The sequence below is a fragment of the Neorhizobium sp. CSC1952 genome (genome assembly GCF_030378245.1).
Taxonomy (GTDB): Bacteria; Pseudomonadota; Alphaproteobacteria; order Rhizobiales; family Rhizobiaceae; genus Neorhizobium; species Neorhizobium oryzae_A.
Genome location: NZ_CP128416.1, coordinates 3,142,495 through 3,166,745, shown reverse-complemented (window position 1 = coordinate 3,166,745; position 24,251 = coordinate 3,142,495). Strand labels below are relative to the sequence as shown.

20 protein-coding genes are annotated in these 24,251 nt (G+C 64.2%); 14 read left to right on the top strand and 6 right to left on the bottom strand.

Features of this window, described 5'->3' with window-relative positions; translation table 11 throughout:
* Nucleotides 1–17 precede the first annotated feature (17 nt).
* Complete coding sequence (locus tag QTA58_RS15330; RefSeq protein ID WP_289669516.1) at nucleotides 18–1,907, bottom strand: DUF882 domain-containing protein; 1,890 nt, start codon at nucleotides 1,905–1,907, stop codon at nucleotides 18–20.
* A gap of 303 nt (nucleotides 1,908–2,210) precedes the next feature.
* Nucleotides 2,211–3,776 (bottom strand): sigma-54 dependent transcriptional regulator, encoded by a 1,566-nt coding sequence (locus QTA58_RS15325; RefSeq protein WP_085420170.1) that lies wholly within the window; start codon nucleotides 3,774–3,776, stop codon nucleotides 2,211–2,213.
* 166 nt (nucleotides 3,777–3,942) lie between these two features.
* Between QTA58_RS15325 and QTA58_RS15320 the strand changes: the two genes are divergently transcribed.
* The 4 genes from QTA58_RS15320 (at nucleotide 3,943) to QTA58_RS15305 (ending at nucleotide 8,329) form a co-directional block, all read left to right on the top strand.
* On the top strand, nucleotides 3,943–5,799 hold the full coding sequence (locus QTA58_RS15320) for a M3 family oligoendopeptidase (RefSeq protein WP_289669515.1): 1,857 nt from the start codon (nucleotides 3,943–3,945) through the stop codon (nucleotides 5,797–5,799).
* A gap of 318 nt (nucleotides 5,800–6,117) precedes the next feature.
* A complete protein-coding gene (locus tag QTA58_RS15315) occupies nucleotides 6,118–7,290 on the top strand; it encodes an aminodeoxychorismate synthase component I (protein WP_289669514.1) in 1,173 nt (390 codons plus the stop codon).
* The gene (locus tag QTA58_RS15310; protein WP_289669513.1) at nucleotides 7,275–7,955 is read left to right on the top strand and encodes an aminotransferase class IV family protein; all 681 of its coding nucleotides are present in this window, start codon (nucleotides 7,275–7,277) and stop codon (nucleotides 7,953–7,955) included. Before QTA58_RS15315 ends, QTA58_RS15310 begins: the two co-directional genes overlap by 16 nt.
* A complete protein-coding gene (locus tag QTA58_RS15305; RefSeq protein WP_289669512.1) occupies nucleotides 7,955–8,329 on the top strand; it encodes a DUF4440 domain-containing protein in 375 nt (124 codons plus the stop codon). Before QTA58_RS15310 ends, QTA58_RS15305 begins: the two co-directional genes overlap by 1 nt.
* Nucleotides 8,330–8,341: 12 nt before the next feature.
* On the opposite strand, the gene QTA58_RS15300 is transcribed toward QTA58_RS15305, so the two are convergent.
* Nucleotides 8,342–8,746, bottom strand: coding sequence for a hypothetical protein (locus QTA58_RS15300; protein ID WP_289669511.1), 405 nt, complete (start codon nucleotides 8,744–8,746; stop codon nucleotides 8,342–8,344).
* Between QTA58_RS15300 and QTA58_RS15295 the strand changes: the two genes are divergently transcribed.
* From QTA58_RS15295 to hemH, 5 genes are all read left to right on the top strand, one after another.
* Entirely contained in the window at nucleotides 8,736–9,644 is a 909-nt protein-coding gene (locus tag QTA58_RS15295) for a DUF3445 domain-containing protein (RefSeq protein WP_289669510.1), read from the top strand. The genes QTA58_RS15300 and QTA58_RS15295 overlap by 11 nt on opposite strands.
* A gap of 155 nt (nucleotides 9,645–9,799) precedes the next feature.
* Complete coding sequence (locus tag QTA58_RS15290) at nucleotides 9,800–11,245, top strand: homospermidine synthase (protein WP_289669509.1); 1,446 nt, start codon at nucleotides 9,800–9,802, stop codon at nucleotides 11,243–11,245.
* Between the two features lie 158 nt (nucleotides 11,246–11,403).
* A complete protein-coding gene (gene omp10 / locus QTA58_RS15285; protein WP_085420177.1) occupies nucleotides 11,404–11,766 on the top strand; it encodes an outer membrane lipoprotein Omp10 in 363 nt (120 codons plus the stop codon).
* A 230-nt stretch (nucleotides 11,767–11,996) separates the two neighbouring features.
* Nucleotides 11,997–13,988 (top strand): 5'-nucleotidase C-terminal domain-containing protein, encoded by a 1,992-nt coding sequence (locus QTA58_RS15280; RefSeq protein WP_289669508.1) that lies wholly within the window; start codon nucleotides 11,997–11,999, stop codon nucleotides 13,986–13,988.
* 187 nt (nucleotides 13,989–14,175) lie between these two features.
* Nucleotides 14,176–15,210: a ferrochelatase gene (gene hemH / locus QTA58_RS15275; protein WP_289669507.1), complete on the top strand. Its 1,035-nt coding sequence runs from the start codon at nucleotides 14,176–14,178 to the stop codon at nucleotides 15,208–15,210.
* 3 nt (nucleotides 15,211–15,213) lie between these two features.
* On the opposite strand, the gene queC is transcribed toward hemH, so the two are convergent.
* On the bottom strand, nucleotides 15,214–15,924 hold the full coding sequence (gene queC / locus QTA58_RS15270) for a 7-cyano-7-deazaguanine synthase QueC (protein WP_289669506.1): 711 nt from the start codon (nucleotides 15,922–15,924) through the stop codon (nucleotides 15,214–15,216).
* A gap of 195 nt (nucleotides 15,925–16,119) precedes the next feature.
* On the opposite strand from queC, the gene QTA58_RS15265 reads away from it, so the two are divergent.
* Nucleotides 16,120–17,145 (top strand): SPFH domain-containing protein, encoded by a 1,026-nt coding sequence (locus QTA58_RS15265; protein WP_289669505.1) that lies wholly within the window; start codon nucleotides 16,120–16,122, stop codon nucleotides 17,143–17,145.
* A gap of 3 nt (nucleotides 17,146–17,148) precedes the next feature.
* A complete protein-coding gene (locus QTA58_RS15260) occupies nucleotides 17,149–17,607 on the top strand; it encodes an NfeD family protein (RefSeq protein ID WP_289669504.1) in 459 nt (152 codons plus the stop codon).
* A gap of 20 nt (nucleotides 17,608–17,627) precedes the next feature.
* On the opposite strand, the gene QTA58_RS15255 is transcribed toward QTA58_RS15260, so the two are convergent.
* The gene (locus QTA58_RS15255; protein ID WP_289669503.1) at nucleotides 17,628–18,623 is read right to left on the bottom strand and encodes a KpsF/GutQ family sugar-phosphate isomerase; all 996 of its coding nucleotides are present in this window, start codon (nucleotides 18,621–18,623) and stop codon (nucleotides 17,628–17,630) included.
* A 387-nt stretch (nucleotides 18,624–19,010) separates the two neighbouring features.
* On the opposite strand from QTA58_RS15255, the gene QTA58_RS15250 reads away from it, so the two are divergent.
* Nucleotides 19,011–20,369: an outer membrane beta-barrel protein gene (locus QTA58_RS15250; protein WP_289669502.1), complete on the top strand. Its 1,359-nt coding sequence runs from the start codon at nucleotides 19,011–19,013 to the stop codon at nucleotides 20,367–20,369.
* 185 nt (nucleotides 20,370–20,554) lie between these two features.
* Here QTA58_RS15250 and galU read toward each other — a convergent pair whose 3' ends face one another.
* Nucleotides 20,555–21,442, bottom strand: a complete 888-nt coding sequence (gene galU / locus QTA58_RS15245) for a UTP--glucose-1-phosphate uridylyltransferase GalU (protein WP_085420187.1) — start codon at nucleotides 21,440–21,442, stop codon at nucleotides 20,555–20,557.
* Nucleotides 21,443–21,656: 214 nt separating this feature from the next.
* Here galU and QTA58_RS15240 point away from each other — a divergent pair, with 214 nt between their 5' ends.
* Together QTA58_RS15240 and QTA58_RS15235 are read left to right on the top strand one after the other, a co-directional pair.
* A complete protein-coding gene (locus tag QTA58_RS15240; protein ID WP_289669501.1) occupies nucleotides 21,657–22,877 on the top strand; it encodes a lytic murein transglycosylase in 1,221 nt (406 codons plus the stop codon).
* Between the two features lie 68 nt (nucleotides 22,878–22,945).
* Nucleotides 22,946–24,184, top strand: coding sequence for a DUF459 domain-containing protein (locus tag QTA58_RS15235; protein WP_289669500.1), 1,239 nt, complete (start codon nucleotides 22,946–22,948; stop codon nucleotides 24,182–24,184).
* The last annotated feature ends 67 nt before the right edge of the window (nucleotides 24,185–24,251 follow it).

The window sequence follows — 24,251 nt, the reverse complement described above, 5'->3', positions numbered from 1 at the left end:
GCTCATCGATCCGCGGATCATCTGGCCGGGCCGCTGAAGCGGCCGGGATCGACCGCCGCGGCCGCGGTGACCGGCTTGAACCCGCCGCCGGAATAGGCGGCCGAATATTCGCTGTTGAGCGTGCGGCTGACCACGCGCGGCGCCTTCATCGAGGCGGCCGCATCGGGGCGGTTGTTGTTGAGGGCCCATTTCGCCAGCATGTCGCCCGTCAGGGCGCCGGCTGCGGGCTTTGCGGCGGCAGGCTGAGCCGTCCGTCCGCCCTTGCTGGCGACCGGAGCCACGGATGCGGCAACCGGCGCCTTCGGGGCATCGAAACCGTCGCCGAACTGCATGGCCCTGCCCGCGGAGGGATGGATGACCTTCGGAGAGACCGCAGCCGTTTCGACCGGCCGCTGAGCCGGCGCGGGTTTGGCCGCTGCTGTGGCGGGCGGCTGCGGAACCGGTGCCGTCGCTGCAAGCGCAGGCCGGGCCGGCGGCACGATGGGACGCGTTTGCTCGACGCTCTGCGCCAGGGCCGCGACGAGGGCCGGCGTCAGTTCCTGCTCTTCTTCCGTACCGGGCGAGGCCGCGGCAAGCGCCGCAGGAGTGTCGGGACGATGGGCCGGCAGCGGGATGGAGGCCATGTTCTCGAGCACCGGCATCGGATCGACGGAAGCCGTCATCACGCCGTTTTCGGCATCCCCCTTGAGCCCGCGCGGCCCGAGCAGCGTCGGTACCGGAATATTATAGCCGGAAAGATCGGCGAAGGTTTCCGCGCCGGGCTGCTGGGGCGCATTGGCAGGCGCGGATGTCTGCATGGCGAGCGCTTCCTGCGCCGCGTTGCGCGCCGGCGAATAGAGCGCCGTCGCAAGCCCGCCGCCAGGCGCGGCATCCGACCGGAAGGCCGGGCGCGAAAGCGGCACCGGTGCGGCGATGTTCTCGGGCTGCTGCTGCGGAGAAGCGGAAGCGACCATAACCGGCGCAGCGGCATCCTCGTCTTCCTGCGCGGCCGGCCTCTGGGCCGGCGCCGGACGCTGCGCCACGGCGGGCGCGCTGCTTTCCGCGTTGTCCTCTTCCTCGTCGGCACCGCCGCCGCCGAACAGGAAGGCGAGCAGGTTCGGCTGCCGCTTCCGCTCGCTGTCGCCGCGGATGCTGCCGCCGGCCGTGCTGGCGACCTGGATCGAGCTGGAGCTGACGCGCTTCTTGTAGTCCGCCAGCGCCTGTTCGTAGCCCGGCAACGGCTTGCCGTCGGCCGGAAGATGGATCGTGTTGCCCTTCGGGAAGATCTGCACGAGTTCCTGGCGCGTCATGCGCGGCCAGGCGCGCACGCCGCCGACATCGAGATGCACGAAAGGCGAGCCGGACCGCGGATAATAACCGACGCCGCCCACCTGCATCTGCATGGCGAGCGCCCTGAGCGTCGAAAGCTTCACGCCCGGGATGTAGAAATCCATGGCCTTGCCGAGCATGTGCTGGCTGTTCTTGGCGACACCGGTATTGCGCGAGCGGGTGCGCAGCATGTTGTTGGTGGCGGGAGAACGGTAGGCCGAAACCACATGGATATAGTCGGAGGCGCCCGACCGGCGGTAGACTTCCCAGACGAGATCGAAGAGCCGCGGGTCCATCTTGGCCGGCTCGTTCTTGCGCCAGTCGCGCAGGAACTGGTTGATCTGCGCCAGACCTTTCTGGTCGTATCTGCCGTTCCGCTTGAAGGTGATGACCGCCTTCTCGCCGGTATGGACGAAGTAGAGCTTGAGGCTTCTGGTTTCGGCGGCAGCTTCCGCTGCGGAAAGGGAAAGGGCCGGCAGCGCCGTCAGGACCAGCAGGGCGGCAGCTGCAACGCGTCTGGCGAGAGTTTTGAAGAGCCCGGCTTTGCCGCCGCGCGCCTTCTCACCCGAAGGCGTTTCTTTTGCATATTGATCCGGCAAAACGATCCCCGTCCGGTCGACAACGTCCCACGTTGCCTCAAATGACTGTCAAATGCGGTGACACGATGGCAAATGTGCCACACATGTACAAGCTTCTCCCTTATAGTCAACAAATGACTAACCGGAGATTGACAGAAGCTGACAGGACTTCCTTGCGTGAAGGTTAACGATTGCTAATGCACGGCGCCAAATACGAAATCTGTTCTGGCTCAAGGGCATCGGCGGATATCCTGAGACATGGGATGCGCCGCTCCGGTTCGTTTCCGGCGCGACGCGCTCCCTCCGGAAAGTTAACGGTTTATTTCATGCGGCTTCCTTGAGCGGATCGTCGGGATCGATGCCATAATCCTTGAGTTTCCGGTAAAGCGTCGAGCGTCCGATGCCGAGTTTGCGGGCAACCTGGCTCATCTGGCCGCGATAGAACTTCAGCGCGAAACGGATCAGCTCCTCTTCGACATCGGCGAGCTTTCTCACCTCGCCCGCCTCGTCGGTGCTGACGATGACGTTTTCCGAAGGATAGGCGGCGGCGAGCATCGCTCTCGCATCCGGCTTGGCGGCATTCATCCTGCTATCGCTGTTGGCGAAGACGGGTGATTCGGCGAGCGCCTCCCGCACCGCCTGTTCCGATGCCGCAGCCGGCGTCGGCGCCACGGCGGTGGCGGCAAGCTCTGCCGTGCGGAATTCGGGAAGCTGTGCGGCGATCTGCGGGAAATCCGCCTCCGTCAGCTCGTCGCCTTCGGAAAGCACCACCGCGCGGAAGACGGCGTTTTCGAGCTGGCGGATATTGCCCGGCCAGTCGTAGGCGGTGAGAAGCGCCAGCGCGCCGGCCCCGACGGTGAGCGTCCTCGGCAGCTTCTGCTCCACCGAGAAGCGCTCCGCGAAGACGCGCGCCAGGTGCGGAATGTCCTCCTTGCGGCGGCGCAGCGCCGGAATGGTGATCGGGAAGACGTTCAGGCGGTAATAAAGGTCCTCGCGGAAGCGGCCGGCGCGCACTTCCTCGATGAGGTCCTTGTTGGTGGCCGAGATCAGCCGGACATTGACCTTCTGGACGCGTGCCGCGCCGACGGTCTCGATCTCGCCCTGCTGCACCGCGCGCAGGAGCTTCACCTGGACTTCGAGCGGCAGGTCGCCGATCTCGTCGAGGAAGAGCGTGCCTCCGTCGGCCTCCACGAACTTGCCGGTATGGCGTTCGGTGGCTCCGGTGAAGGCGCCCTTCTCATGGCCGAAGAGAATGCTTTCCACAAGATTATGCGGGATCGCGCCGCAGTTGACCGTGATGAACGGCTTGCCGGCACGGTCGCCGTTCGACTGGATCGCGCGGGCGATCATTTCCTTGCCGACGCCGGATTCGCCTTCGAGCACGACCGGAATATTGGAATGGGCGGCGCGCTGTGCGAGGTCGATGACGCGCAGCATGTCGGGGCTCGCCGAAACGATATCGCCGAAACCGACGGCGCCGGCGCGCTGGCGGCGGCTGGTGCGAGACCTCGATTCCTTCTGGTCGAGCTTCAGCGCATTGGCGATCGACGTTCCGATCCGCTCCGGCGACACCGGCTTGACGACGAAATCGAAGGCGCCGGCGCGCATGGCCTGCACGACCGATTCGATACTGCCCTGTCCTGTCTGGACGATGACCGGGATGTCGATCCCGAGCTCGCGGATGGCGCCGAGGAAGGTGAGACCGTCCATCTCCGGCATCATCAGGTCGAGCACGATGACATTGATGTCGTTTGCGGTGCGCTTCAGGAACTCCAGCGCAACAAGGCCGTTTTCGGCGAGGTGTGCGGCGTGGCCATAACGCTCTACCGCATTCTTCAGCAGGCGACGCTGAATCGGATCGTCATCAACGACAAGGATGTGCGCAATCATGCTCTGCTCCCAGCAACGTTCATCGTGCCCCCTTTTCGGGCTTTTACGCTGACGGTTGTCTCAGAAAGGCTTGAACATCCCCTTTTGAGAAAAGCTTGCATTTTAACGGCTGGCGAGGAAAACAGTCCGTCATGACGAAAGCCGGCAATCGAGAAGGAAAGAACCGATGAGACCGTCCGCACCCGCGATCCTGGAAATTCCTGCCGCGACCGATGCTGCCGCCGCCGCGACCGATCCGGCGCTCGGGCTTCTGCCGGTCTGGAAGCTTTCCGATCTCTACCCGGCCAAGGACGCTCCCGCCTTCACCGCGGACATGGCGAAGGCGGAAAAGCTCGCGATCGCCTTCGAGGAAAAGTGGAAGGGCAGGCTTGCCGAGGCCGCGGCGAAAACCGGCGCGGGCGGCATCGGCGAGGCGCTCGGGGAATACGAGGCGCTCGACGATCTTCTCGGCAAGATCGGCTCCTTCGCCGGCCTCACCTATTTCTCCGACACGTCCAGCCCCGCAAACGGCAAGTTCTATGGCGACGTTCAGGCGAAGCTCACCGACCTCTCCTCGCATCTCCTGTTCTTTTCGCTGGAACTCAACCGCATCGACGATGCGGTGATGGACGCCTGCATGGACCGCGATCCGGCGGCCGGGCACTACCGCCCCTGGATCGTCGATCTCAGGAAGGACAAGCCCTTCCAGCTCGAGGACAAGCTCGAACAGCTTTTCCTTGAAAAATCGATGACATCGGCGGCCGCCTTCAACCGTCTCTTCGACGAGACCATGGCGGAGCTGCGCTTCGAGGTGGACGGCGGGAAGCTGCCGCTCGAAGTGACCCTCAACATGCTGCAGGAACCTGAGCCGGAAGTGCGCGCCAAGGCTGCCGCGGCACTTTCGAAGACGTTCGGCGAAAACCTGCGCGTCTTCACGCTGATCACCAACACGCTCGCCAAGGACAAGGAGATTTCCGACCGCTGGCGCGGCTTCGAGGACATCGCCGATTCGCGCCATCTCGCGAACCGCGTCGAGCGGGAAGTGGTCGATGCGCTGGCGGAGGCGGTCAAGCAGGCCTACCCGCGCCTCTCCCACCGCTATTACGCGATGAAGGCGAAATGGCTCGGCATGGAGCAATTGAATTTCTGGGACCGCAACGCGCCCCTGCCGGAAACCCCGACCGCGCTCATCCCCTGGACCGACGCAAAGGAAACGGTCCTTTCCGCCTATCGCGGCTTCGCGCCGGAAATGGCCGACATTGCCGGGCGCTTTTTCGACGAGGAATGGATCGACGCGCCGGTGCGTCCCGGCAAGGCGCCGGGCGCCTTCGCCCATCCCGTTGTGCCCTCCGCCCACCCCTATGTGCTCGTCAACTACATGGGCAAGCCGCGCGACGTGATGACGCTCGCCCACGAACTCGGCCACGGCGTGCACCAGGTGCTTGCCGGCGGCCAGGGCGCCCTGATGTGCCAGACGCCGCTGACGCTCGCCGAAACCGCCTCCGTCTTCGGCGAGATGCTGACCTTCCGCGCATTGCTCGAAAAGACCAGGGACAAGCGCGAGCGCAAGGCGATGCTCGCCCAGAAGGTCGAGGACATGATCAACACGGTCGTGCGCCAGGTCGCCTTCTACCAGTTCGAGCGCAAGGTCCACACGGCCCGCAAGGAAGGCGAGCTCACCGCCGAGCAGATCGGCGAGCTCTGGCTATCGGTGCAGGGCGAAAGCCTCGGCCCGGCGATCAGGATTTCCGAAGGCTACGAGACGTGGTGGACCTATATCCCCCACTTCATCCACTCGCCCTTCTACGTCTATGCCTATGCCTTCGGCGACTGCCTGGTGAATTCGCTGTACGCGGTCTACCAGAACGCGGCTCCGGGCTTCCAGCAGAAGTATTTCGAGCTGCTCAAGGCCGGCGGCACCAAGCATCATTCGGAACTCCTGAAACCCTTCGGTCTCGATGCCACCGATCCGTCCTTCTGGTCGAAGGGGTTGTCGATGATCGAAAGCCTGATCGATGAACTGGAGGCTCTGGATAGGGCATAGCTGAAGCGGAGATAGCGCCCCTCATCCGCCCTGCCGGGCACCTTCTCCGCGCACACGGCGGGGCAACCGCACATGAGGAACCGGGCAGGTTCGGCTTGCGCCCTCTTCTCCCCAGCGGGGAGAAGTGCCGAGCAAAGCGAGGCGATGAGGGGGTGCACACGCGGCAAACGCATCGCCCGATGGTGGCTTCGCCCCCTCATCCGGTCCTGCGGACCACCTTCTCCCCGCTGGGGAGAAGGGGAGAGCGTCCTGCCGTCAGAACCGGAAGAGGGTTGGGGTGAACGGCAAGACAAGAGACAGGCAGAAGCCGAAACGGACATGGCAAAACATCAACCCTATGCGCTCTTTCGCGACGATCCCGCCGGACGGAGCCTCGTCTTCGACCGGCCGAAGGAGATCGTCGCCGCACATGAGGCCGACGAGGTCCTGCCGGCGCTGCGCCGGCTGGAGGAAGCCCGCCGCGCCGGCCACTGGCTGGCTGGCTATATTTCCTACGAGGCAGGGCACGTCTTCGAGGAAAAGCTTCGCCCCCTGATCGTACCCCACCGGCCGACGCCCCTGCTCGCCATGGGGATATTCGACGCCCCCGCCGGCCATGAACACCCCCTCGCCCTTCCGGCGCCTGCGGAAAACGAAGAGCCCTTGCTGAGCGAACCCCATGCCGCCTGGGATTTTGCGACCTACCGGGAACGCTTCGACAGGCTCCACCGGCACCTGCGCCGGGGGGACTGCTACCAGGCCAACCTGACCATGCCGATCACCGCCCGCTGGCGGGGCGATCCGCGCGCGGCCTTCTGGTCCCTCGTCGCGCGCCAGCCCGTGCATTACGGCGCGCTCATCGACTTCACCGGGGATATCGGCGGTCCGATCGTCCTGTCGCGGTCGCCGGAGCTTTTCTTCTCGGTCGATGCCGGCCGTTTCATCGAAACCCATCCGATGAAGGGCACCGCCCCGCGCGGCGCAACGCCGGAGGAGGATGAAACGATCATCGGGGAAATGCTGGCCGACGAGAAGACGCTGGCCGAGAACCGCATGATCGTCGACCTGCTGCGCAACGACATCTCCCTGATCAGCGAGGTGGGGACGCTCTCCGTTCCGAAGCTCTTCGCCATCGAGACCTATCCGACCGTCCATCAGATGGTCAGCCATGTGCGGGCGAAGCTTCTACCGGAGATCGGTTTTCCCGAAATCCTCGCGGCTCTTTTTCCCTGCGGCTCCATTACCGGTGCGCCGAAAATGTGGGCCATGAAAATCCTCGGCGCGCTCGAAACCGGGCCCCGCGACGTCTATTGCGGCGCGATCGGCTATTGTGACCCGGCCGGCCCGATGCGGTTTTCTGTGGCGATCCGCACGATCGCGCTTTTCAACGACGGCAAGGCCGTTTTCAATGTCGGCGGCGGCATCGTCTTCGACTCGACGGCGGAGGCCGAATATGACGAGTGTCTCCTGAAGGCACGGTTTGCGGTGGGCGACCAATGGATTTCTCGCTGATCGAAACGATGCGCTGGGAACCGGACGCAGGCTTCCTGCGCGTGGCGCAGCATCTGCGCCGTCTCAGCCGGTCGGCCGATGCGCTGGGTTTCCGCCAGCCGCCGCCCGATTTGCTGACGCAGCTCGAAGCGGCAGTCTCCGGCGAGGCGGCTCTGCGCGTGCGCCTCGTCATGACCTATCGCGGCAGGATTGAGATCACCACGACGCCCTTCACCCCCTTCCCGGCCGATACCGTATGGCGCGTGCGCGTCGCGGAAACGAAACTCCCGTCCGACGATCCCCTCTTCCGGCACAAGACCTCGCGCCGGGAACTCTACGAAGCCGCGCGCGCCGAATTCTCTCCCGAGGAGGCGGACGAGGTCCTGCTTCTCAACGAGCGCGGCGAACTTTGCGAAGGAACGATCACCAACGTCTTCGTCGCGGAGGCCAATGGCAATCTCGTGACGCCGCCGCTGACGAGCGGGCTCCTGCCCGGGATATTGCGGGCCGAGCTGATCCGAGAGCGGAAGGCGCACAGCCAGGTCCTTCGCCTTGCCGACATAGAGAACCGCCGTTTTTTCGTCGGCAATTCCCTGCGCGGCCTGATCGCGGCGGAACTTGTGGGCCTACCGGAGCACTCGCGGTCATTCATTGCCGCCGACCATGGAGTTGGAGGATCCGGATAATGGCCGAAGCACAATCCCTTGCCGAACACCTGCTCTCGCTTGAAACCGCGTTGCAGAGCCCGGAGATCCGCAGCTCCGAAACGAAGCTGCGTGAGCTTCTGGCTCCCGGTTTCCGCGAATTCGGCCGCTCCGGCCTCAGCTATACATTCGACGACATCATCCCGCGCCTGACCGCCGAGGTCGGACCGAGCAACACCGCGATTGCCGATTTCGCCGTTTCGCTTCTCAGCGATACCGTCGCGCTGGCGACCTATCGCGGCATCCGCGTCGATGACGATGGCGGCAAGCTCTTCACCAACCGCAGCTCGATCTGGCGGCTCGATGCCGATGGCCGATGGCGCATGGTCTTCCACCAGGGCACGCCGGCCGCATGACGACGGCCCCGCTCAGCATTTCCCCATAGGATAATACTGAAACCGTTCCGGATCGCATCCGTCGGGGGAGGCCACCTTGGCTGCCATGGTGCATCCGGCGAGGAACACCATCCAGAACAGGAGCCAGATCGGCCAGTCGTTGCGATTGTTCAAGCCTTCCTGCTGCAGAAGTGAAAGCCGCGTCCAGGCCCTCAAGGCGATCTCCCGCGATCCCTTTGTCTTGAAGGCCGTTCCGACGGCGACATAAAAGGCCCTGCTGATCAATTTCATCAGATTCCCGCCCCGCATGTTGCATTGCGAAATAATTTGTAGGGCGGCGGCGGCGTGTTCCAAGTCTCCGGCGGCGATTTTTACAAGTGGGTGAATTTGGCTTAAACCGATCCTGAAACGGCACATCCTGGACAGCATGAACGACAAGACGCTCACCTACACGCCCTACGACGGCTCTTCGAAGCCGTTCACGATCGGGCTCCTGCAGCTCGATCCGGCCCGCTGGATCGAGCCGGACGGCGATCTCGCCTATCACCTGGCGGAAAAGAGGCGGCTGTTTGCCGAGCATGGCGGTCAAGTGTTCCGCGCCGAGCCGGGCACCGAGGAAGCCCAGCAGGAAATCCTCGATGCGCTCGTCGACTATCTCCCGTCGCATCATCCGGCGATCTATCGCCGCGCCGGCAACGTGATGGAGATGGCGGGCCAGCGCGTCGGTCTCTCGGATGACGCCCTGCCGCCGCTTCTCCGCGCCGGGCTTCTGGTTCAGGACGACCTCGTCGTCATGCGCAAGGGGGAGAAGGGCTGGCGCCTCGCCGCCGCCTTCCTGGCCTTCCCCTCCTCCTGGTCGCTTTCGGAGAAGTTCGGCAAGGTGATGGACGAGATACATGCGCCGGTGCCGGATTTCGAAGGCGGCAGCCGCAATGCCGGCCTCATCAGCCGCATGTTCGACAATCTTCCGCCGGACCGGTTCGTGGTCCGCTGGAACTGGTCGGTCAACTGGGGCTACAGGCTCTATCGCCCGGCCTCGCAGCCGGCGTCCGAAACGAAGGACATCCCGCCGGAAGAGGCTTTCATCCGCGTCGAGCGTCAGACGCTGCGGAAAATGCCGGTCTCGGGCGACATTCTCTTCACCATCCGCATCTATCTCGATCCGGTGACGGCGATCATGGGCCAGCCGAACGTCCCGGAACTGGCCGCCTCGCTTGCCGACCAGCTCGAAGCGCTCAACCCCGCGCAGACCGACTACAAGGGCCTCTCCGCCAAGCGCGCCGAACTCGTGGCGCTGCTGCGGAAATCCGCCGATGCACGCGTTACGATCGAATAAAGCTCATGATTCTGCCTCGAAAAACAGCAGGCTCTTTATTGTGACGACGTTTTATGGTTAGAGCCGGTCACTTCGCCCAGTCATTCGCAATGCCTGCGGCACTCAGAAGAATTCTTCAGGCTGAACGCCTTCGTTCCCTTTCCAAGGAGAAAAGAATGACGGAACAGAACTATCCGGTGTATGGCGAAATCACCGGCCCGATCGTGATGATCGGCTTCGGTTCGATCGGTCGCGGCACGCTGCCGCTGATCGAACGCCATTTCAAATTCGACAAGAGCCGGATGGTCGTCATCGATCCGAGCGACGATCACAAGGATCTCCTCGAGAAGCACGGCGTCCGCTACATCCAGGAATATGTCACCAAGGAAAACTACAAGGACCTGCTGAAGCCGCTGCTGACCGCCGGCGGCGGCCAGGGCTTCTGCGTCAACCTTTCGGTCGATACCGGCTCGCTCGACATCATGAAGCTGTGCCGCAAGCTCGACGCCCTCTACATCGACACCGTCGTCGAGCCCTGGCTCGGCTTCTATTTCGACAAGGACCTGAAGAACGCCGACCGCACCAACTATGCGCTGCGCGAAACCGTCCGCCACGAAAAGAAGAAGAATCCGGGCGGCGCGACGGCCGTTTCCACCTGCGGCGCGAACCCCGGCATGGTCTCCTGGTTCGTCAAGCAGGCGCTCGTCAACCTCGCCAAAGACACCGGCCTGAAGTTCGACGAGCCGGACCAGCACGACCGCGAAGGCTGGGCCAAGCTGATGAAGAAGCTCGGCGTCAAGGGCATCCATATCGCCGAGCGCGATACGCAGCGCACCAAGCACCCGAAGCCGCTCAACGTCTTCTGGAACACCTGGTCCGTCGAAGGCTTCATCTCCGAAGGCCTGCAGCCGGCCGAGCTCGGCTGGGGCACGCATGAAGAGTGGATGCCGAAGAACGCCAAGAAGCACAAGAAGGGCTGCCAGGCCGCCATCTACCTGGAACAGCCGGGCGCCAACACCCGCGTCCGCAGCTGGTGCCCGACCCCCGGCCCGCAATACGGCTTCCTCGTCACCCACAACGAATCCATCTCGATCGCCGACTATTTCACGGTCCGCGACAAGGATGGAGAAGTGACCTTCCGCCCGACCTGCCATTACGCCTACCACCCGGCCAACGACGCCGTGCTTTCGCTGCACGAGATGTTCGGCAACGGCGGCACGCCGCAGCCGGTCCACCACGTTCTCGACGAGGACGAGCTGGAGGACGGCATCGACGAACTCGGCGTCCTGCTCTACGGCCACGAGAAGAACGCCTACTGGTACGGTTCGCGCCTGTCGGTCGAGGAAACCCGCCGCATCGCGCCCTACCAGAACGCCACCGGCCTGCAAGTGACCTCCGCCGTGCTCGCCGGCATGGTCTGGGCGCTTGAAAACCCGAAGGCCGGCATCGTCGAGGCCGACGAGATCGACTACAAGCGTTGCCTCGAAGTGCAGCTTCCCTATCTCGGCCCGGTCGAAGGCCACTATACCGACTGGACCCCGCTCGACGGCCGCCCGGGCCTCTTCCCGGAGGACATCGACGAGAAGGACCCCTGGCAGTTCAGGAACATTTTGGTCCGCTGAGACCAGCCGGACGACCTGTCGAACGACCGCCTGCCCCCCGGCAGGCGGTTTTTGTGTGTTGAAAGCCCCTGCCTTTTCAAGGCCACATCTTGCGTTACATAGGGTCGAGGCGGCATGTTTGTGCCCCCAGGGACGGACCGAATCGCGGGAGACACATCATGAAACTGAAAGCGAGCCTTGCGCTCATCGCCGCAGCCAGCCTTACCGCCTGCGTTTCCGCGCCGCCGCCGCGCCAGCTTCCCCAGCCGACGCAGCCCCGCGGCGTCGAGGGCTCCTGGGTCGATCCGAACGGCATCGTCTCCAGCTTCCAGGGGGGCACGTTCAACACCCGCTCCAGCGACAGCAACACGCTGCTGGCGTCCGGCACCTACGTCAATCTCTCGCCGACGCTCGTCGAGATCAGCATGACCTCGCTCGTGAGGAAGACGCAGTCGCGCGTCAACTGCTCGCTCGTCACGCCGAACCAGCTCAATTGCACGCAGGACAGCGGCGCCCAGTTCTCGCTGATGCGCCGCGGCTGAGAAACCCGGAAAACCGGCATTTTTGAAAACCCCGCCCCGGCGGGGTTTTCGCGTTCTGCGCGCATGAGCTCAAAGCGCGCACCATTGTCATATTTCCCTTGAAACGGCTTTCTCTTGGTGAAAACATGCGTCGCACAACGATTGTCACGGTGGGACAGTAGAACAATCGGAGCAAGGCGGCAGGGACCTGCCGATAAAAACAGGGCCGATAAAAACAGGAGAGAGACCAGATGATGAAGACATTGAGGTTCGGGCTGATGACCGCTTCGGTCCTGGCCCTTTCAGGCGGCGCGGCGCTCGCCGATTTCGAGCTCAATATCCTGCACATCAACGACTTCCATTCGCGCATCGAATCCATCAACAAGACCGATTCCACCTGCTCGGCGGAAGAGGAAGGCAAGGGGGAATGCTTCGGCGGCGCCGCACGCCTGCTCACCGCCATCAACCAGACGCGCGACGGCCTGAAGGCCCAGAACAAGAACGTCATCCTGCTGAACGGCGGCGACAACTTCCAGGGCTCGCTCTTCTACACGACCTACAAGGGCGCCACCGAAGCCGAAATGCTGAACGCCATGAAGTTCGACGCCATGACCGTCGGCAACCATGAATTCGACGACAGCGACGACGTGCTCGCCACCTTCCTCGACAAGGTGCAGTTCCCGGTCGTGACCGCCAATGTCGTGCCGAGCGCTGCCGCCAAGATCGGCGATCGCATCAAGCCTTCGATCGTGCTTGAGGTCGGCGGCCAGAAGATCGGCATCGTCGGCGCCGTCACCAACGACACGCCGGAAATCGCCAATCCCGGCCCGAACATCACGATCGCCGACGATGTCGCCAAGATCACCGAAGCGGTCCAGGCGGTGAAGGCGCAGGGCGTCGACAAGATCATCGCGCTCACCCATGTCGGTTACCCGCGCGACCTCTCGGCCATCGCCAAGATCCCGGATGTCGACGTGGTCGTCGGCGGCCATACCCACACGCTGCTCTCCAACACGGTCCAGAATGCCGAAGGCCCCTACCCGACCTGGGTCGACAATCCCGGCGGCTACAAGGTTCCCGTCGTCCAGGCCTACCAGTACTCCAAATATCTCGGCGACCTGAAAGTCGTCTTCGACGACAGCGGCGTCGTGAAGAGCGCCGAAGGCGAACCGATCCTCGTCGATGCCAAATTCCAGCCGGATCAGGCCATAGCCGCGCGCATCAACGAGCTGAAGGCGCCGATCGAAGAGCTGAAGAAGAAGGTCGTCGGCGCCTCCGACGCCGTCATCGACGGCGACCGCCGCAGCTGCCGCGCCAAGGAGTGCTCGATGGGCAACCTCCTCGCCGACGCGCAGCTCGATCGCGTCAAGGGCCAGGGCATCACCATCTCGATTCAGAACGGCGGCGGTCTGCGCGCCTCGATCGACGCCGGCGAAGTCACCATGGGCGAAGTCTTGACGGTCCTGCCGTTCCAGAACACCATCGCCACCTTCCAGATCAAGGGTTCCGACATTGTCGCCGCCCTCGAAAACGGCGTCAGCCAGATCGACGACGGGGCGGGCCGCTTCCCGCAGGTCGCCGGCCTGAAATTCTCCTTCGACAAGTCGAAGCCCGCCGGCAGCCGTGTCAGCGACGTTCAGGTCAAGGAGGGCGACGGCTTTGCCCCGATCGACCCGAACAAGGTCTACGGCGTGGTCACCAACAACTATGTCCGTTCCGGCGGCGACGGCTATAAGATCTTCGCCACCGGTGCGCAGAACGCCTACGACTACGGTCCGAACCTCGAACAGGCTGTCGCCGATTATCTCGGCGCTCACAATCCCTACAAGCCCTATACGGACGGCCGCATCACCGACCTGACGCCGGCAAGCTACACGCCGCCGGCAAAGCCCGCGCCTGCCGCTCCGCCGGCTGCTCCCGCCGCGTCCCAATCGGCCCAGGCGACACCGGCACCTGCAGCGCCGGCTGCGCCAGCTCCCGCTGCTCCCGCGGCTCCTGCTCCTGCCGCACCGGCCACCCCTGCACCGGCAGCTCCGGCAGCTCCGGCGGCACCGGCGGCACCGTCCGCATCGGCTCCGGCCGGCCCGACCAAGTACACGGTCGTGAAGGGCGACTCGCTCTGGAAGATCGCCGAGGCTCACTACGGCAACGGCGAGGAGTGGACGAGGATTGCCGAGGCCAATGCGCTGCGCAACCCGAACATCATCCATGTCGGCGCCGAACTGGAGCTCCCGGCAAGGTGAAACGGCAGGCATGCCGCCTGCAAGCGGGGACCGATTTCGCGCGGCGGCACGCATGGACGGATGAGAGAAGGACAATTTGTCCCGCTTCTTGCGCCGGCCCGGGGTTTCCCGGGCCGGCTTTTCTTTCTAAATAATCCGCAGCCTCACACGCGTGAACGCACCGGCCTCTTCAATCTGAAAGTGTTCCATGAACCCGACCTCCGTCCCCCTGCCCTCCGACCGTCCGAAGGCGAGCCTCGGCAAGGTCGGCGTGCTGCTCGTCAATCTCGGCACGCCTGACGGCACGGATTACTGGCCGATGCGGCGCTATCTCGCCGAATTCCTCTCCGACCGGCGGGTGATCGAGTGGTCGCGGCTCTACTGGTATCCGATCCTCTACGGCATCGTCCTGAACAAGCGGCCGCAGAAGGTCGGCAAGGCCTATGAGGCGATCTGGAACAAGGATCTGAACGAGAGCTATCTGCGCACCTATACCCGCAATCAATCCGAGCTGATGGGCGGGCGGCTGAAGGATCTGCCGAATGTGGTGGTCGACTGGGCGATGCGTTACGGCCAGCCGTCGATCGCCTCGCGCATCGACGCACTGAAGGAAAAGGGCTGCGACAAGCTCCTGATCTTCCCGCTTTACCCGCAATATTCCGCCTCCACGACCGCCACCGTCAACGACAAGGCTTTCGAGCACCTGATGAAGCTGCGCTGGCAGCCGGCTCTGCGCACCGTGCCGCCCTATCCCGACGATCCCGCCTATATCGAGGCGCTCGCCGCCTCCGTCCGGCAGAAGCTTTCGACGCTCGACTGGGAGCCGGAAATGCTGCTCGCCTCCTTCCACGGCATCCCCCTTTCCTATTCGCAAAAGGGCGATCCCTATCGCGAGCAATGCGAGGCGACCGGCCGCCTGCTGCGCGATGCGCTCGGCCTTTCCGAAAAGAACTTCATGGTCACCTTCCAGTCCCGCTTCGGACCGGAGGAATGGCTGCAGCCCTATACGGACAAGACGGTCGAAAAGCTTGCCGGGGACGGGGTCAAACGCATCGCGGTGATGAACCCCGGTTTCGTCTCCGACTGTCTGGAAACGCTGGAGGAGATCGCCGGCGAGGCCGCCGAAACCTTCCTGCATCACGGCGGCGAGAAATTCGTCCACATCCCCTGTCTGAACGACAGCGAGGGCGGCATGGCGGTGCTGGAAACGGTCGTCCGCCGCGAGCTTCAGGGCTGGGTCTAGGCGCTATCGCACCTCTTCTGCCCTGAACCCTTCGGTCGCCGTCTTCCAGAAATCCGGGTCCTCGTAATCCGTCGGGTCCTCGACGCCCGCCAGATGAAAGGCCTCGCGCCTTTCGACGCAGGTGCCGCAGCGTCCGCAATGGCGTTCGCCGCCCTTGTAGCAGGACCAGGTTTCCGCAAACGGCGTGCCGTGGCGCGCGCCGTCTGCGACGATATCCGCCTTCGAGCCGTCGACGTAAGGGGCGAGCAGCCGGACCGAGGCATACCCGTCGAGCGCATGGTCCTGCATCGTCTGGAAAGCGTCGATGAAGCCCGGGCGGCAATCAGGATAGATGAAGTGGTCGCCGCCATGGACCGCGATCGCCACCGCATCCGCCTGCCTTGCCGCCGCGACGCCGAATGCGACGGAAAGCATGATCGCATTGCGGTTCGGAACGACCGTGATGCGCATCGTCTCCTCGGCATAGTGCCCGTCCGGCACGTCGACGTCGTCGGTCAGAGCCGAACCGGAAAGCTCCCTGCCGATCGATCGCATGTCGATGATCTGATGGAAAACGCCGAGACGCCTGGCGCAGGCGCCTGCGAAATCGAGTTCCTTGCGGTGCCTCTGGCCATAGTCGAAGGAGATGAGGCCGAGGAGTTCATGCTCCGCCACGATCTTATGGGCGAGGGAAACGGAATCCAGTCCGCCGGAGCAGACGACGATGATTTTCATGGGGCTTGTCCTTGTTTTGACCGGGTAGGCTGCGACCGGGTTTCACGCCTGCTATGTAAAGCGGTGAGGCGCCTGTGAAAAGACGTGCCGCGCGACGGGAGCGCGATCGGCGCGGCTGTCATTCCTTCCTTGCGGAGAACGTGCTACTCACGATTTCGATGGGTGGCGCTCGGCGCCGGAAGATGGAGGAAATTCATGGTTCTGGGTGGCTTTGATATCGTCGTTATCGCCTTGGTCATTCTGGTCATCCTGATCCTGTTCGCCGGGATCAAGACCGTGCCGCAGGGCTACCGCTACACGGTGGAGCGCTTCGGCCGCTATACCCGCACGCTGGATCCCGGCCTCAACCTGATCACGCCTTTCATCGAGCGTGTCGGCGCGCGCATGAACGTCATGGAACAGGTGCTCGACATTCCGACCCAGGAAGTCATCACCAAGGACAATGCGAGCGTCTCGGCCGATGCCGTCGCCTTCTATCAGGTACTGAACCCGGCGCAGGCGGCCTACCAGATCTCCAATCTGGAAAACGCCATCCAGAACCTCACCATGACCAACATCCGCTCGGTCATGGGCTCCATGGATCTCGACGAACTGCTTTCCAACCGCGAGGTCATCAACGAGCGGCTGCTGCGCGTCGTCGACGAAGCCGTCGGCCCCTGGGGCATCAAGGTCACCCGCGTCGAGATCAAGGATATCCAGCCGCCGGCCGACCTCGTGGAATCCATGGCCCGCCAGATGAAGGCGGAACGCGAGAAGCGCGCCCAGATCCTGGAGGCCGAGGGCTCCCGCAACGCGCAGATCCTGCGCGCCGAAGGCGCCAAGCAGGCCGCCGTGCTGCAGGCCGAGGGAGAGCGCGAGGCCGCCTTCCGCGAGGCGGAGGCGCGCGAGCGCCTGGCGGAGGCCGAAGCCAGGGCGACGCAATTCGTCTCGCAGGCGATCGCCGCCGGCGACGTGCAGGCCATCAACTATTTCGTGGCGCAGAAATATACCGAGGCGCTGGTCGAGATCGGCAAGGCGACGAATGCCAAGATCGTGCTGATGCCGCTCGAAGCCTCTTCCATCATCGGTTCGCTCGGCGGCATCGGCGCCATCGCGAAGGAGGTCTTCGGCGACGGTTCAGGCCCCGTCGTCCAGCCCCGCCCGCCGGCATCGCCGCGCGCGCCCCGCACCACGCCGGCCGTCAATCCGGCCGCTCCTCCCCTGCCTTCGTCCGAGACCTGAGCCATGCTGCAAGATGCGACAAGCAGCCTCGGCCCCTGGAGCTGGTGGATACTCGGCCTCATCCTGCTGGCTGCCGAACTCGCCGCGCCGGGCGTCTTCCTGATCTGGATCGGCGCCGCCGCGATCGTCGTCGGGGCGCTGTCGCTCATGTTCTGGGATACGGGCTTCTGGAGCTGGCAGATCCAGTTCCTGGTCTTCGCGGTGCTGGCGATCGCCTTCGCGCTTGCCGGCCGCCGCTTCTATGCCAGCCGCAAGGAGACAAGCGACGAGCCGCTGCTGAACCGCCGCGGCGAAAGCCTGGTCGGACGCACGGCGACACTCAGCGAGCCGATCACCGAAGGGCGCGGACGCATCCGCCTGGACGACACCTGGTGGTCGGTGATGGGGCCGGACCTGCCGGCCGGAACGCGGGTGAAGGTAGTAGCGTCAAGCGGCCGCGATCTGACCGTCGAGGCGGCCTGACCCGGCGAACCGGCACGGCGTCAGGCGACGCCGATCCGCAGGAGATCGTGGAAGTGGACGATGCCGACCGGCCGGCGGTCGCCGTCGACGACCATCAGCGCCGAGATATTGTGCTTGTTGAGCACGGCCATGGCTTCCGTCGCCAGGGTTTCCTTGCCGACCGTCTTGGGGTTCTGGGTCATGATGTCGTCGACGACCATCTCACCCAGGTTGAGATTGAGGCCGCGCGCCAGGTCGCCGTCGGTGACGATGCCGCAAAGCCGTCCTTCGTCGTCCAGCACGCCGACGCAGCCGAACCTCTTTTCCGACAGCGTCATCACCGCGACCGGCAGCGGCGTGCCCTTCTCGACAAGCGGAACGCGATCGCCGGTATGCATCAGGTCGCTGACATGGGAGAGCATGGCGCCGAGCTTGCCGCCCGGATGGTAGACGCGGAAATCGGTGGCCGCAAACCCCCGCGCTTCGAGGAGCGCGACGGCGAGCGCATCGCCCATCGCAAGCTGCATCAGCGTCGAGGTGGTCGGCGCAAGCCCGTGCGGGCAGGCTTCCTGCTCCTTCGGAAGCAGGAGCACCAGATCGGCCTCGCGGGCAAGCGTCGAAAGCGCGCCGGAGGTCATGGCGATCAACGGAATGGAGAATCGCCGCGTGAAGGAGACGATGCCCTGCAGCTCGGCGGTCTCGCCGCCCCAGGAAAGCGCCAGCACCACGTCGCCCGCCGCGATCATGCCGAGATCGCCGTGATTGGCCTCGACGGGATGGACGAAGAAGGCGGGCGTGCCGGTCGAGGCAAGGCTTGCTGCGATCTTGCGACCGATATGGCCGCTCTTGCCGACACCGGTCACGATGACCCGGCCATCGATGCCACCTATGATTTCGGCGGCTTTGCGGAAGCTGTCGCCCAGACCATTCCGAAGGGCGATATCCAGCGCGTCAAGCCCTTGTTTTCCAAAGGCAATCGTCCTCAGAGCGGAGTCGACGACATCATGTTCGACGAGTTGCAGGGCTCTCTTGATCATGGCGAAGCCTTAGCGCCTTTCGTCCGTCAAGTCCATCGGCTTCGACTATATCCTGCGAAGTTCCACACCCGACGCAAGACCGAAACCAAACATTAACCACATGGCTTTACGTTTGGGTAAGTATTTCCGATCGGTCCCGGCAGGCTCATGAAGATCATCACAGCGACAGGCAGGACGCGTGGGCGGCGCCGGACGGCGCTCGGCTTCATGCTCGCCTGTTCGGCCCTCGCCCCCCCGGCCGCCGCGCAGACCGCGAGCCCCTTTCCGCCGCAGAGCGGCTCGCTGCCTTCCCTGACCGATGCGACCGCCTCCCCATCTTCGACCGGCCCCTCCTCGACAGGCCCATCTTCGACTGGCCCATCTTCAACTGGCCCGTCTTCAACTGGCTTGAGAGACACGACATCCGCCCAATCGGCAACCGATACGGCCGGCGCCGCGGCGGACCGGAACCAGACGGACCCCAGCGCCACGACCGGCACGATTCCGGCAACCGGGGCAATTCCCGCGAACGGCCCGACCGCAGGCGTGGAGCAGCCCTACGAGGAGGACCTGAACCAGCCGTACGAACAGCCGCTCGATCCCGGCGCCGAACCGATCGACGGGCAGGAGCAGCCGCGCGAGCCCGTCGATCCGACCGGCATCCGCCTCGGAACCTTTCTGCTGCGCCCCTCGGTCAACCAGGGCATCGACACCGAGATCACCCGTTCCAGCGGGAGCCGCACCCGCCGCGACTATCTCTCGACGACGTTCCGGGGCACGCTGTCGTCCGACTGGTCGCGCCATTCGTTGACGGTCACCGGCGAGGGCAGGCTGGAGCGCAATATCGGCGGCAACGCCGAGGGAGAGCGGCCGGAAGCCAATATCGGCGCGGATCTTCGGCTCGATCTCGCCGACGACACGATCGCCCATATCACGGGCGGCTACAGCTTCACCCGCGAGAACGACTACGATCCCAATGCGGTGGGCGGCGCGGCGACCCAGTCGGGGGTCAACGAGTTCACCGGCGGCGTGTCCGTCGAGCGCGATCTGGGCAAGGTGCACGGCACCGTGGCACTCGAACTCTCCCGCACCACCTATACGGACGCCGAGCTTTCCGACGGCACCGTCCTCAGCATGAAGGACCGCAACCGGACAGGCATCGACGGACGGCTGAGGCTCGGCTACGAACTGTCGCCGGCCTTGATCCCCTATGTGGAAGTGGCCACCGGCCATACCTTCTACGACCAGAAACGCGACAATTCCGGCTACGCCCGTTCCTCGCAAAGCTATGCGGCGCGAACGGGCGTGGAATTCGACCTCGGCGAAAAGCTGCGCGGCGAGATCGGCACCGGTTACGAGTTCGTCGACTACGAGGACGGCCGCCTGAAATCGGTGGATGCGATCACCTTCAACGGCAACGCGACCTGGTCGCCGCGGCGCGGCACCGACGTCGATCTCGGCCTGCGCACCACGATCCAGGATTCGACCACGCCCGGCCAGAGCGGCTGGGTGGAATACCAGCTCACCGCCGCCCTCGCCCACGAGATGCGCGACAACCTCGTCGCCCGGCTCACCGGCGGCACCACCTTGCGGGACTTCTCCAGCGGTCAGAGCAACGAAACCGTCTGGGTCGCCGGCGCGGGCATTTCCTGGGCGATCAACCGCTACCTCGACCTGACCGGCGACGTGGAATACGAGCGGGCGAGCGGCGGCGGCGCCGACGACCGCATCCTCCGCGCCGGCGTCGGGCTGACGCTGAAACGGTGACGCCGCAGCGGATGCGATCTATCATCTGATCGCGTCCGCCCCTCATCCGCCCTGCCGGGCACCTTCTCCCCGCAAGCGGGGAGAAGGGATATGCCGCACCGGCTTCCCCAATCTCGAAGGCACGGCGTGGCACATCCCCTCTCCCCGCCTGCGGGGAGAGGGTTAGGGTGAGGGGCTGTTACGCGTTATTTCAACGACGAAATGAGCGCCTTGAGCGGCTCTTCGATCGCGGGGCGGATATCGGCGCGCTGCAGCGCGAATGCGAGGTTCGCCAGAATGAAGCCGTCCTTGGCGCCGCAATCGTAGGTCTCGCCCTTGAAGTGGTAGGCGGCGAATTCCTGGGTCTTGGCAAGCGCCAGCATGCCGTCGGTGAGCTGGATCTCGTTGCCGGCGCCGCGTTCCTGGGTTTCCAGGATCTTGAAGATCTCCGGCTGCAGGATGTAGCGGCCGTTGATGTAGAAGTTCGACGGCGCGGTCCCCTTGGCGGGTTTTTCGACCATCTGGGTGATCTTGAAGCCCTCTCCGACGGCCTCGCCCACACCGACGATACCGTATTTGTGCGCCTGGTCCGGATCGGTTTCCTGCACGGCGAGCACATTGCCGCCGGTCTTGGCATAGAGATCGACCATGCCCTTGAGGCAGCCCTTTTCCGCCGACATGATCATGTCGGGCAGGAGCACCGCAAAGGGCTCGTTGCCGACGATGTCGCGGGCGCACCAGACCGCGTGGCCGAGGCCGAGCGGCACCTGTTGGCGCGTGAAGCTTGCCGTGCCCGCCTTCGGCAGGAGGCCGGCAAGCAGCGTCAGTTCGGCATTCTTGTTGCGCTCGCGCAGCATCTGCTCCAGTTCGAACTGGATGTCGAAATAGTCTTCGATGACGGCCTTGCCGCGGCCGGTCACGAAGACGAAATGCTCGATCCCCGCTTCCGCCGCCTCATCGACCACATATTGGATGACCGGCTTGTCGACCACGGTCAGCATTTCCTTCGGCACAGCTTTGGTCGCGGGCAGAAAGCGCGTACCCAGACCTGCTACCGGAAAGACTGCCTTACGGATCTTTTGTTGTTGTGCCACTCATGCCTCCTGAAAGCACATCCCTGAAAGCACATTTATTGTGCGAATGAAAGTCTACCGGCGTCTAGCCGCCAATTGCTACCGTTTTGCAAAGACTGCCCTCGGCCGGATTTCCATGGTAAAGAATTTGTTGACCCTATTTTGTTATTACATCGTTAAGCCGCATGCCACTCTTGCCTCAGGGCTTGGTTAAAAAGGATGGACACGACTGCCGATGAAGACATTTCGCACCAACCTCTTGCGCGGGTTCGCATTCTTTCTGCTCGCCGGGCTGGCCACGGCGACAATGCCGATAGATGCCCGGGCCGATGCCGGTTTCAAGGCCTGGATCGTACAATTCTACCAAACGGCCGCGAAGAGCGGAATCAGCCGCTCCACCTATGAGAAAGCCTTTGCCGGCATTACCGAACCCGATCGGGACGTGCTCGAGAAAGCCCGTTACCAGCCGGAGTTCAAGTCGAGGATCTGGGATTATCTCGACAGCCGCGTGAACCCCTACACCGTCCGCATCGGCCGCGAAATGAAGGCGCGGCACGGCTCCACGCTGGCCGCTCTGGAGCGGCATTATGGCGTCGACAAACATATCCTGCTTGCCATCTGGTCGATGGAATCGAACTACGGTGCGGTTCTCGACAAGCCCGATCGGCTGCATTACGTGCCGCAGGCGCTTGCAACCCTTGCATGGGGCGATCCGAAGCGCGCGAAATTCGCCCGCAACCAGTTGATCGCCGCGTTGAAGATCCTTCAGGCCGGAGACATTACCCCGAAACACCTGACCGGCTCCTGGGCCGGCGCCATGGGGCACACGCAGTTCATCCCGACCAGCTATCTTCTCTACGCGGTGGATGCCGATGGCAACGGCCGCCGCGATATCTGGAGCTCCATTCCCGACGCGCTTGCGACATCCGCCAACCTGCTCGCCAAGAACGGCTGGCAAGCCGGCAAGACCTGGGGCTATGAAGCGGCCGTCCCGTCCGGCGGCTCCAAATATGAGGGCCAGACCAAGACGCTGGCGCAATGGGCAGCTCTCGGCTTCACGCGTCCCAACGGAAAGGGCTTCCCGCGCGGCTCCGACCGTGCCGAGTTGAAGATGCTGGCCGGTTCCGGCGGCCCGGCTTTCCTGATGCTGAAGAACTTCTTCGTGGTCAAACGCTACAACGCAGCCGACAGCTACGCTCTCGCCGTCGGTCTCCTGGCCGACGAGATCGCCGGCTATGGCGGCGTCCATCAGAGCTGGCCGCGCCCGGAAGGCACGCTCGACATCAGGCAGAAATTCGAGCTGCAGACGCGCATGAAGGAACTCGGCTATTACGACGGCGAGGTCGACGGCAATTTCGGCTCCGGCTCGAAGGCGGCGATCTCCGCGATCCAGAAGCGGCTCGGCATGCAGCAGAGCGGCGAACCCTCGCAGAAGCTTCTCGAAGCTTTGCGTTGACAAGAAGGGGCGATGCCCCACATCGTTCCCCGGATCAGCGCCCGAAGGGCGCGCAGGGCGTCGAAGGCATGAGGACTTTGCGGAATAACGGCGGACAAGGAAGATGGGCTCGTCTGGGCGCAGCCCTTCTCACCCTTCTGCTTGCCCTGCCGGTCCTTCCCACGCCGGCGGGCGCCCAGGAGCCGGCCCCGCGCCGCAACCTCTTCGATTTTCTGTTCGGTGGCCCGCGCTACGAGCGTTACGAACGCTATGACCGTTACGAGCCTTATGAGCGCCCGCCTCGCCGCCGCTACGACCGCAGGGATTCGGTCATCCAGATGGCGCCCCGCCCGCGCAGCAACCGCAGCACGGTCCGGGCCGCCCCGCCGCGCCCTCAGCCTCCGGTCGCCCCGCCCGCGCCGGAGCCCGTCGCCAAGCTCGAGAATGCCAAGCAGATCCTGGTGGTCGGCGATTTCATGGCCGGCGGCCTCGGGGGAGAACTGGAGGCGACCTTCGCCACATCTCCGGGCATTGCGGTCACCCAGCGCAGCGACGGTTCGTCCGGCCTCGTGCGGGAGGACCATTTCGACTGGCCCGCCGAACTGCCGAAGATGCTGGGCGAGGTCAAGCCCGCCGTCATCGTGGTGATGATCGGCGCCAACGACCGCCAGCAGATGGATATCGGCAGAACGAAGGAGAAATTCCGCAGCGACGCCTGGTTCAAGGAATACGAGGCGCGCGTCGCCAGGCTCGTCGACATCGTCACCTCGCAAAAGCTGCCGCTGCTCTGGGTCGGCCTGCCGTCCTTCCAGTCACCGTCCATGATGGCCGACGCGGTGACACTCAACGCCATCTACAGAAACCAGGTGGGCAAGGCAGGCGGCGAATTCGTCGACATCTGGGACGGTTTCGTTGACGAGGACGGCAAGTTCGTTCTCACCGGCTCCGACGTCAACGGCCAGCAGGTGCGGCTGCGCGGGTCCGACGGCATCACCTTCACCAAGGCCGGCAAGAAGAAGCTCGCCTTCTACGTGGAAAAGCTCGTCCGCCGCCATGTCGGCGACATGGCAAGCCCCGACCTCGTCAAGCTCGACGGCAGCAACCTGCCGGCGCTGTCGATCCTTCCGGGCACGCCCGACCAGGCGATACCCACCCAACCGATCAGCCTGTCCGACCCGGAACTCGACGGCGGCAAGGTCCTGCTCGGCGCAGCGCCCCCGCCCACCGTCCTGGTGGAAACGCCGCGCGACAAACTGGTCAGGCGGGGAGAACTCGCCCCCGCTCCTGCCGGCCGCATCGATGATTACCGGGTGCAGACGACGCAGTAGCCCACATCCGGCTGCCGCAGTTCTTGCAGGGATTGCCAAGGGCTTCATCTTGTGGCTTCGGAGTGTG

Coding starts and splice junctions, on each gene's coding strand:
- QTA58_RS15325 (WP_085420170.1), bottom strand. CDS start 3,776: ATGATTGCGCACATCCTTGTCGTTGATGACGATCCGATTCAGCGTCGC.
- QTA58_RS15320 (WP_289669515.1), top strand. CDS start 3,943: ATGAGACCGTCCGCACCCGCGATCCTGGAAATTCCTGCCGCGACCGAT.
- QTA58_RS15315 (WP_289669514.1), top strand. CDS start 6,118: ATGGCAAAACATCAACCCTATGCGCTCTTTCGCGACGATCCCGCCGGA.
- QTA58_RS15310 (WP_289669513.1), top strand. CDS start 7,275: ATGGATTTCTCGCTGATCGAAACGATGCGCTGGGAACCGGACGCAGGC.
- QTA58_RS15305 (WP_289669512.1), top strand. CDS start 7,955: ATGGCCGAAGCACAATCCCTTGCCGAACACCTGCTCTCGCTTGAAACC.
- QTA58_RS15295 (WP_289669510.1), top strand. CDS start 8,736: ATGAACGACAAGACGCTCACCTACACGCCCTACGACGGCTCTTCGAAG.
- QTA58_RS15290 (WP_289669509.1), top strand. CDS start 9,800: ATGACGGAACAGAACTATCCGGTGTATGGCGAAATCACCGGCCCGATC.
- omp10 (WP_085420177.1), top strand. CDS start 11,404: ATGAAACTGAAAGCGAGCCTTGCGCTCATCGCCGCAGCCAGCCTTACC.
- QTA58_RS15280 (WP_289669508.1), top strand. CDS start 11,997: ATGATGAAGACATTGAGGTTCGGGCTGATGACCGCTTCGGTCCTGGCC.
- hemH (WP_289669507.1), top strand. CDS start 14,176: ATGAACCCGACCTCCGTCCCCCTGCCCTCCGACCGTCCGAAGGCGAGC.
- queC (WP_289669506.1), bottom strand. CDS start 15,924: ATGAAAATCATCGTCGTCTGCTCCGGCGGACTGGATTCCGTTTCCCTC.
- QTA58_RS15265 (WP_289669505.1), top strand. CDS start 16,120: ATGGTTCTGGGTGGCTTTGATATCGTCGTTATCGCCTTGGTCATTCTG.
- QTA58_RS15260 (WP_289669504.1), top strand. CDS start 17,149: ATGCTGCAAGATGCGACAAGCAGCCTCGGCCCCTGGAGCTGGTGGATA.
- QTA58_RS15255 (WP_289669503.1), bottom strand. CDS start 18,623: ATGATCAAGAGAGCCCTGCAACTCGTCGAACATGATGTCGTCGACTCC.
- QTA58_RS15240 (WP_289669501.1), top strand. CDS start 21,657: ATGAAGACATTTCGCACCAACCTCTTGCGCGGGTTCGCATTCTTTCTG.
- QTA58_RS15235 (WP_289669500.1), top strand. CDS start 22,946: ATGAGGACTTTGCGGAATAACGGCGGACAAGGAAGATGGGCTCGTCTG.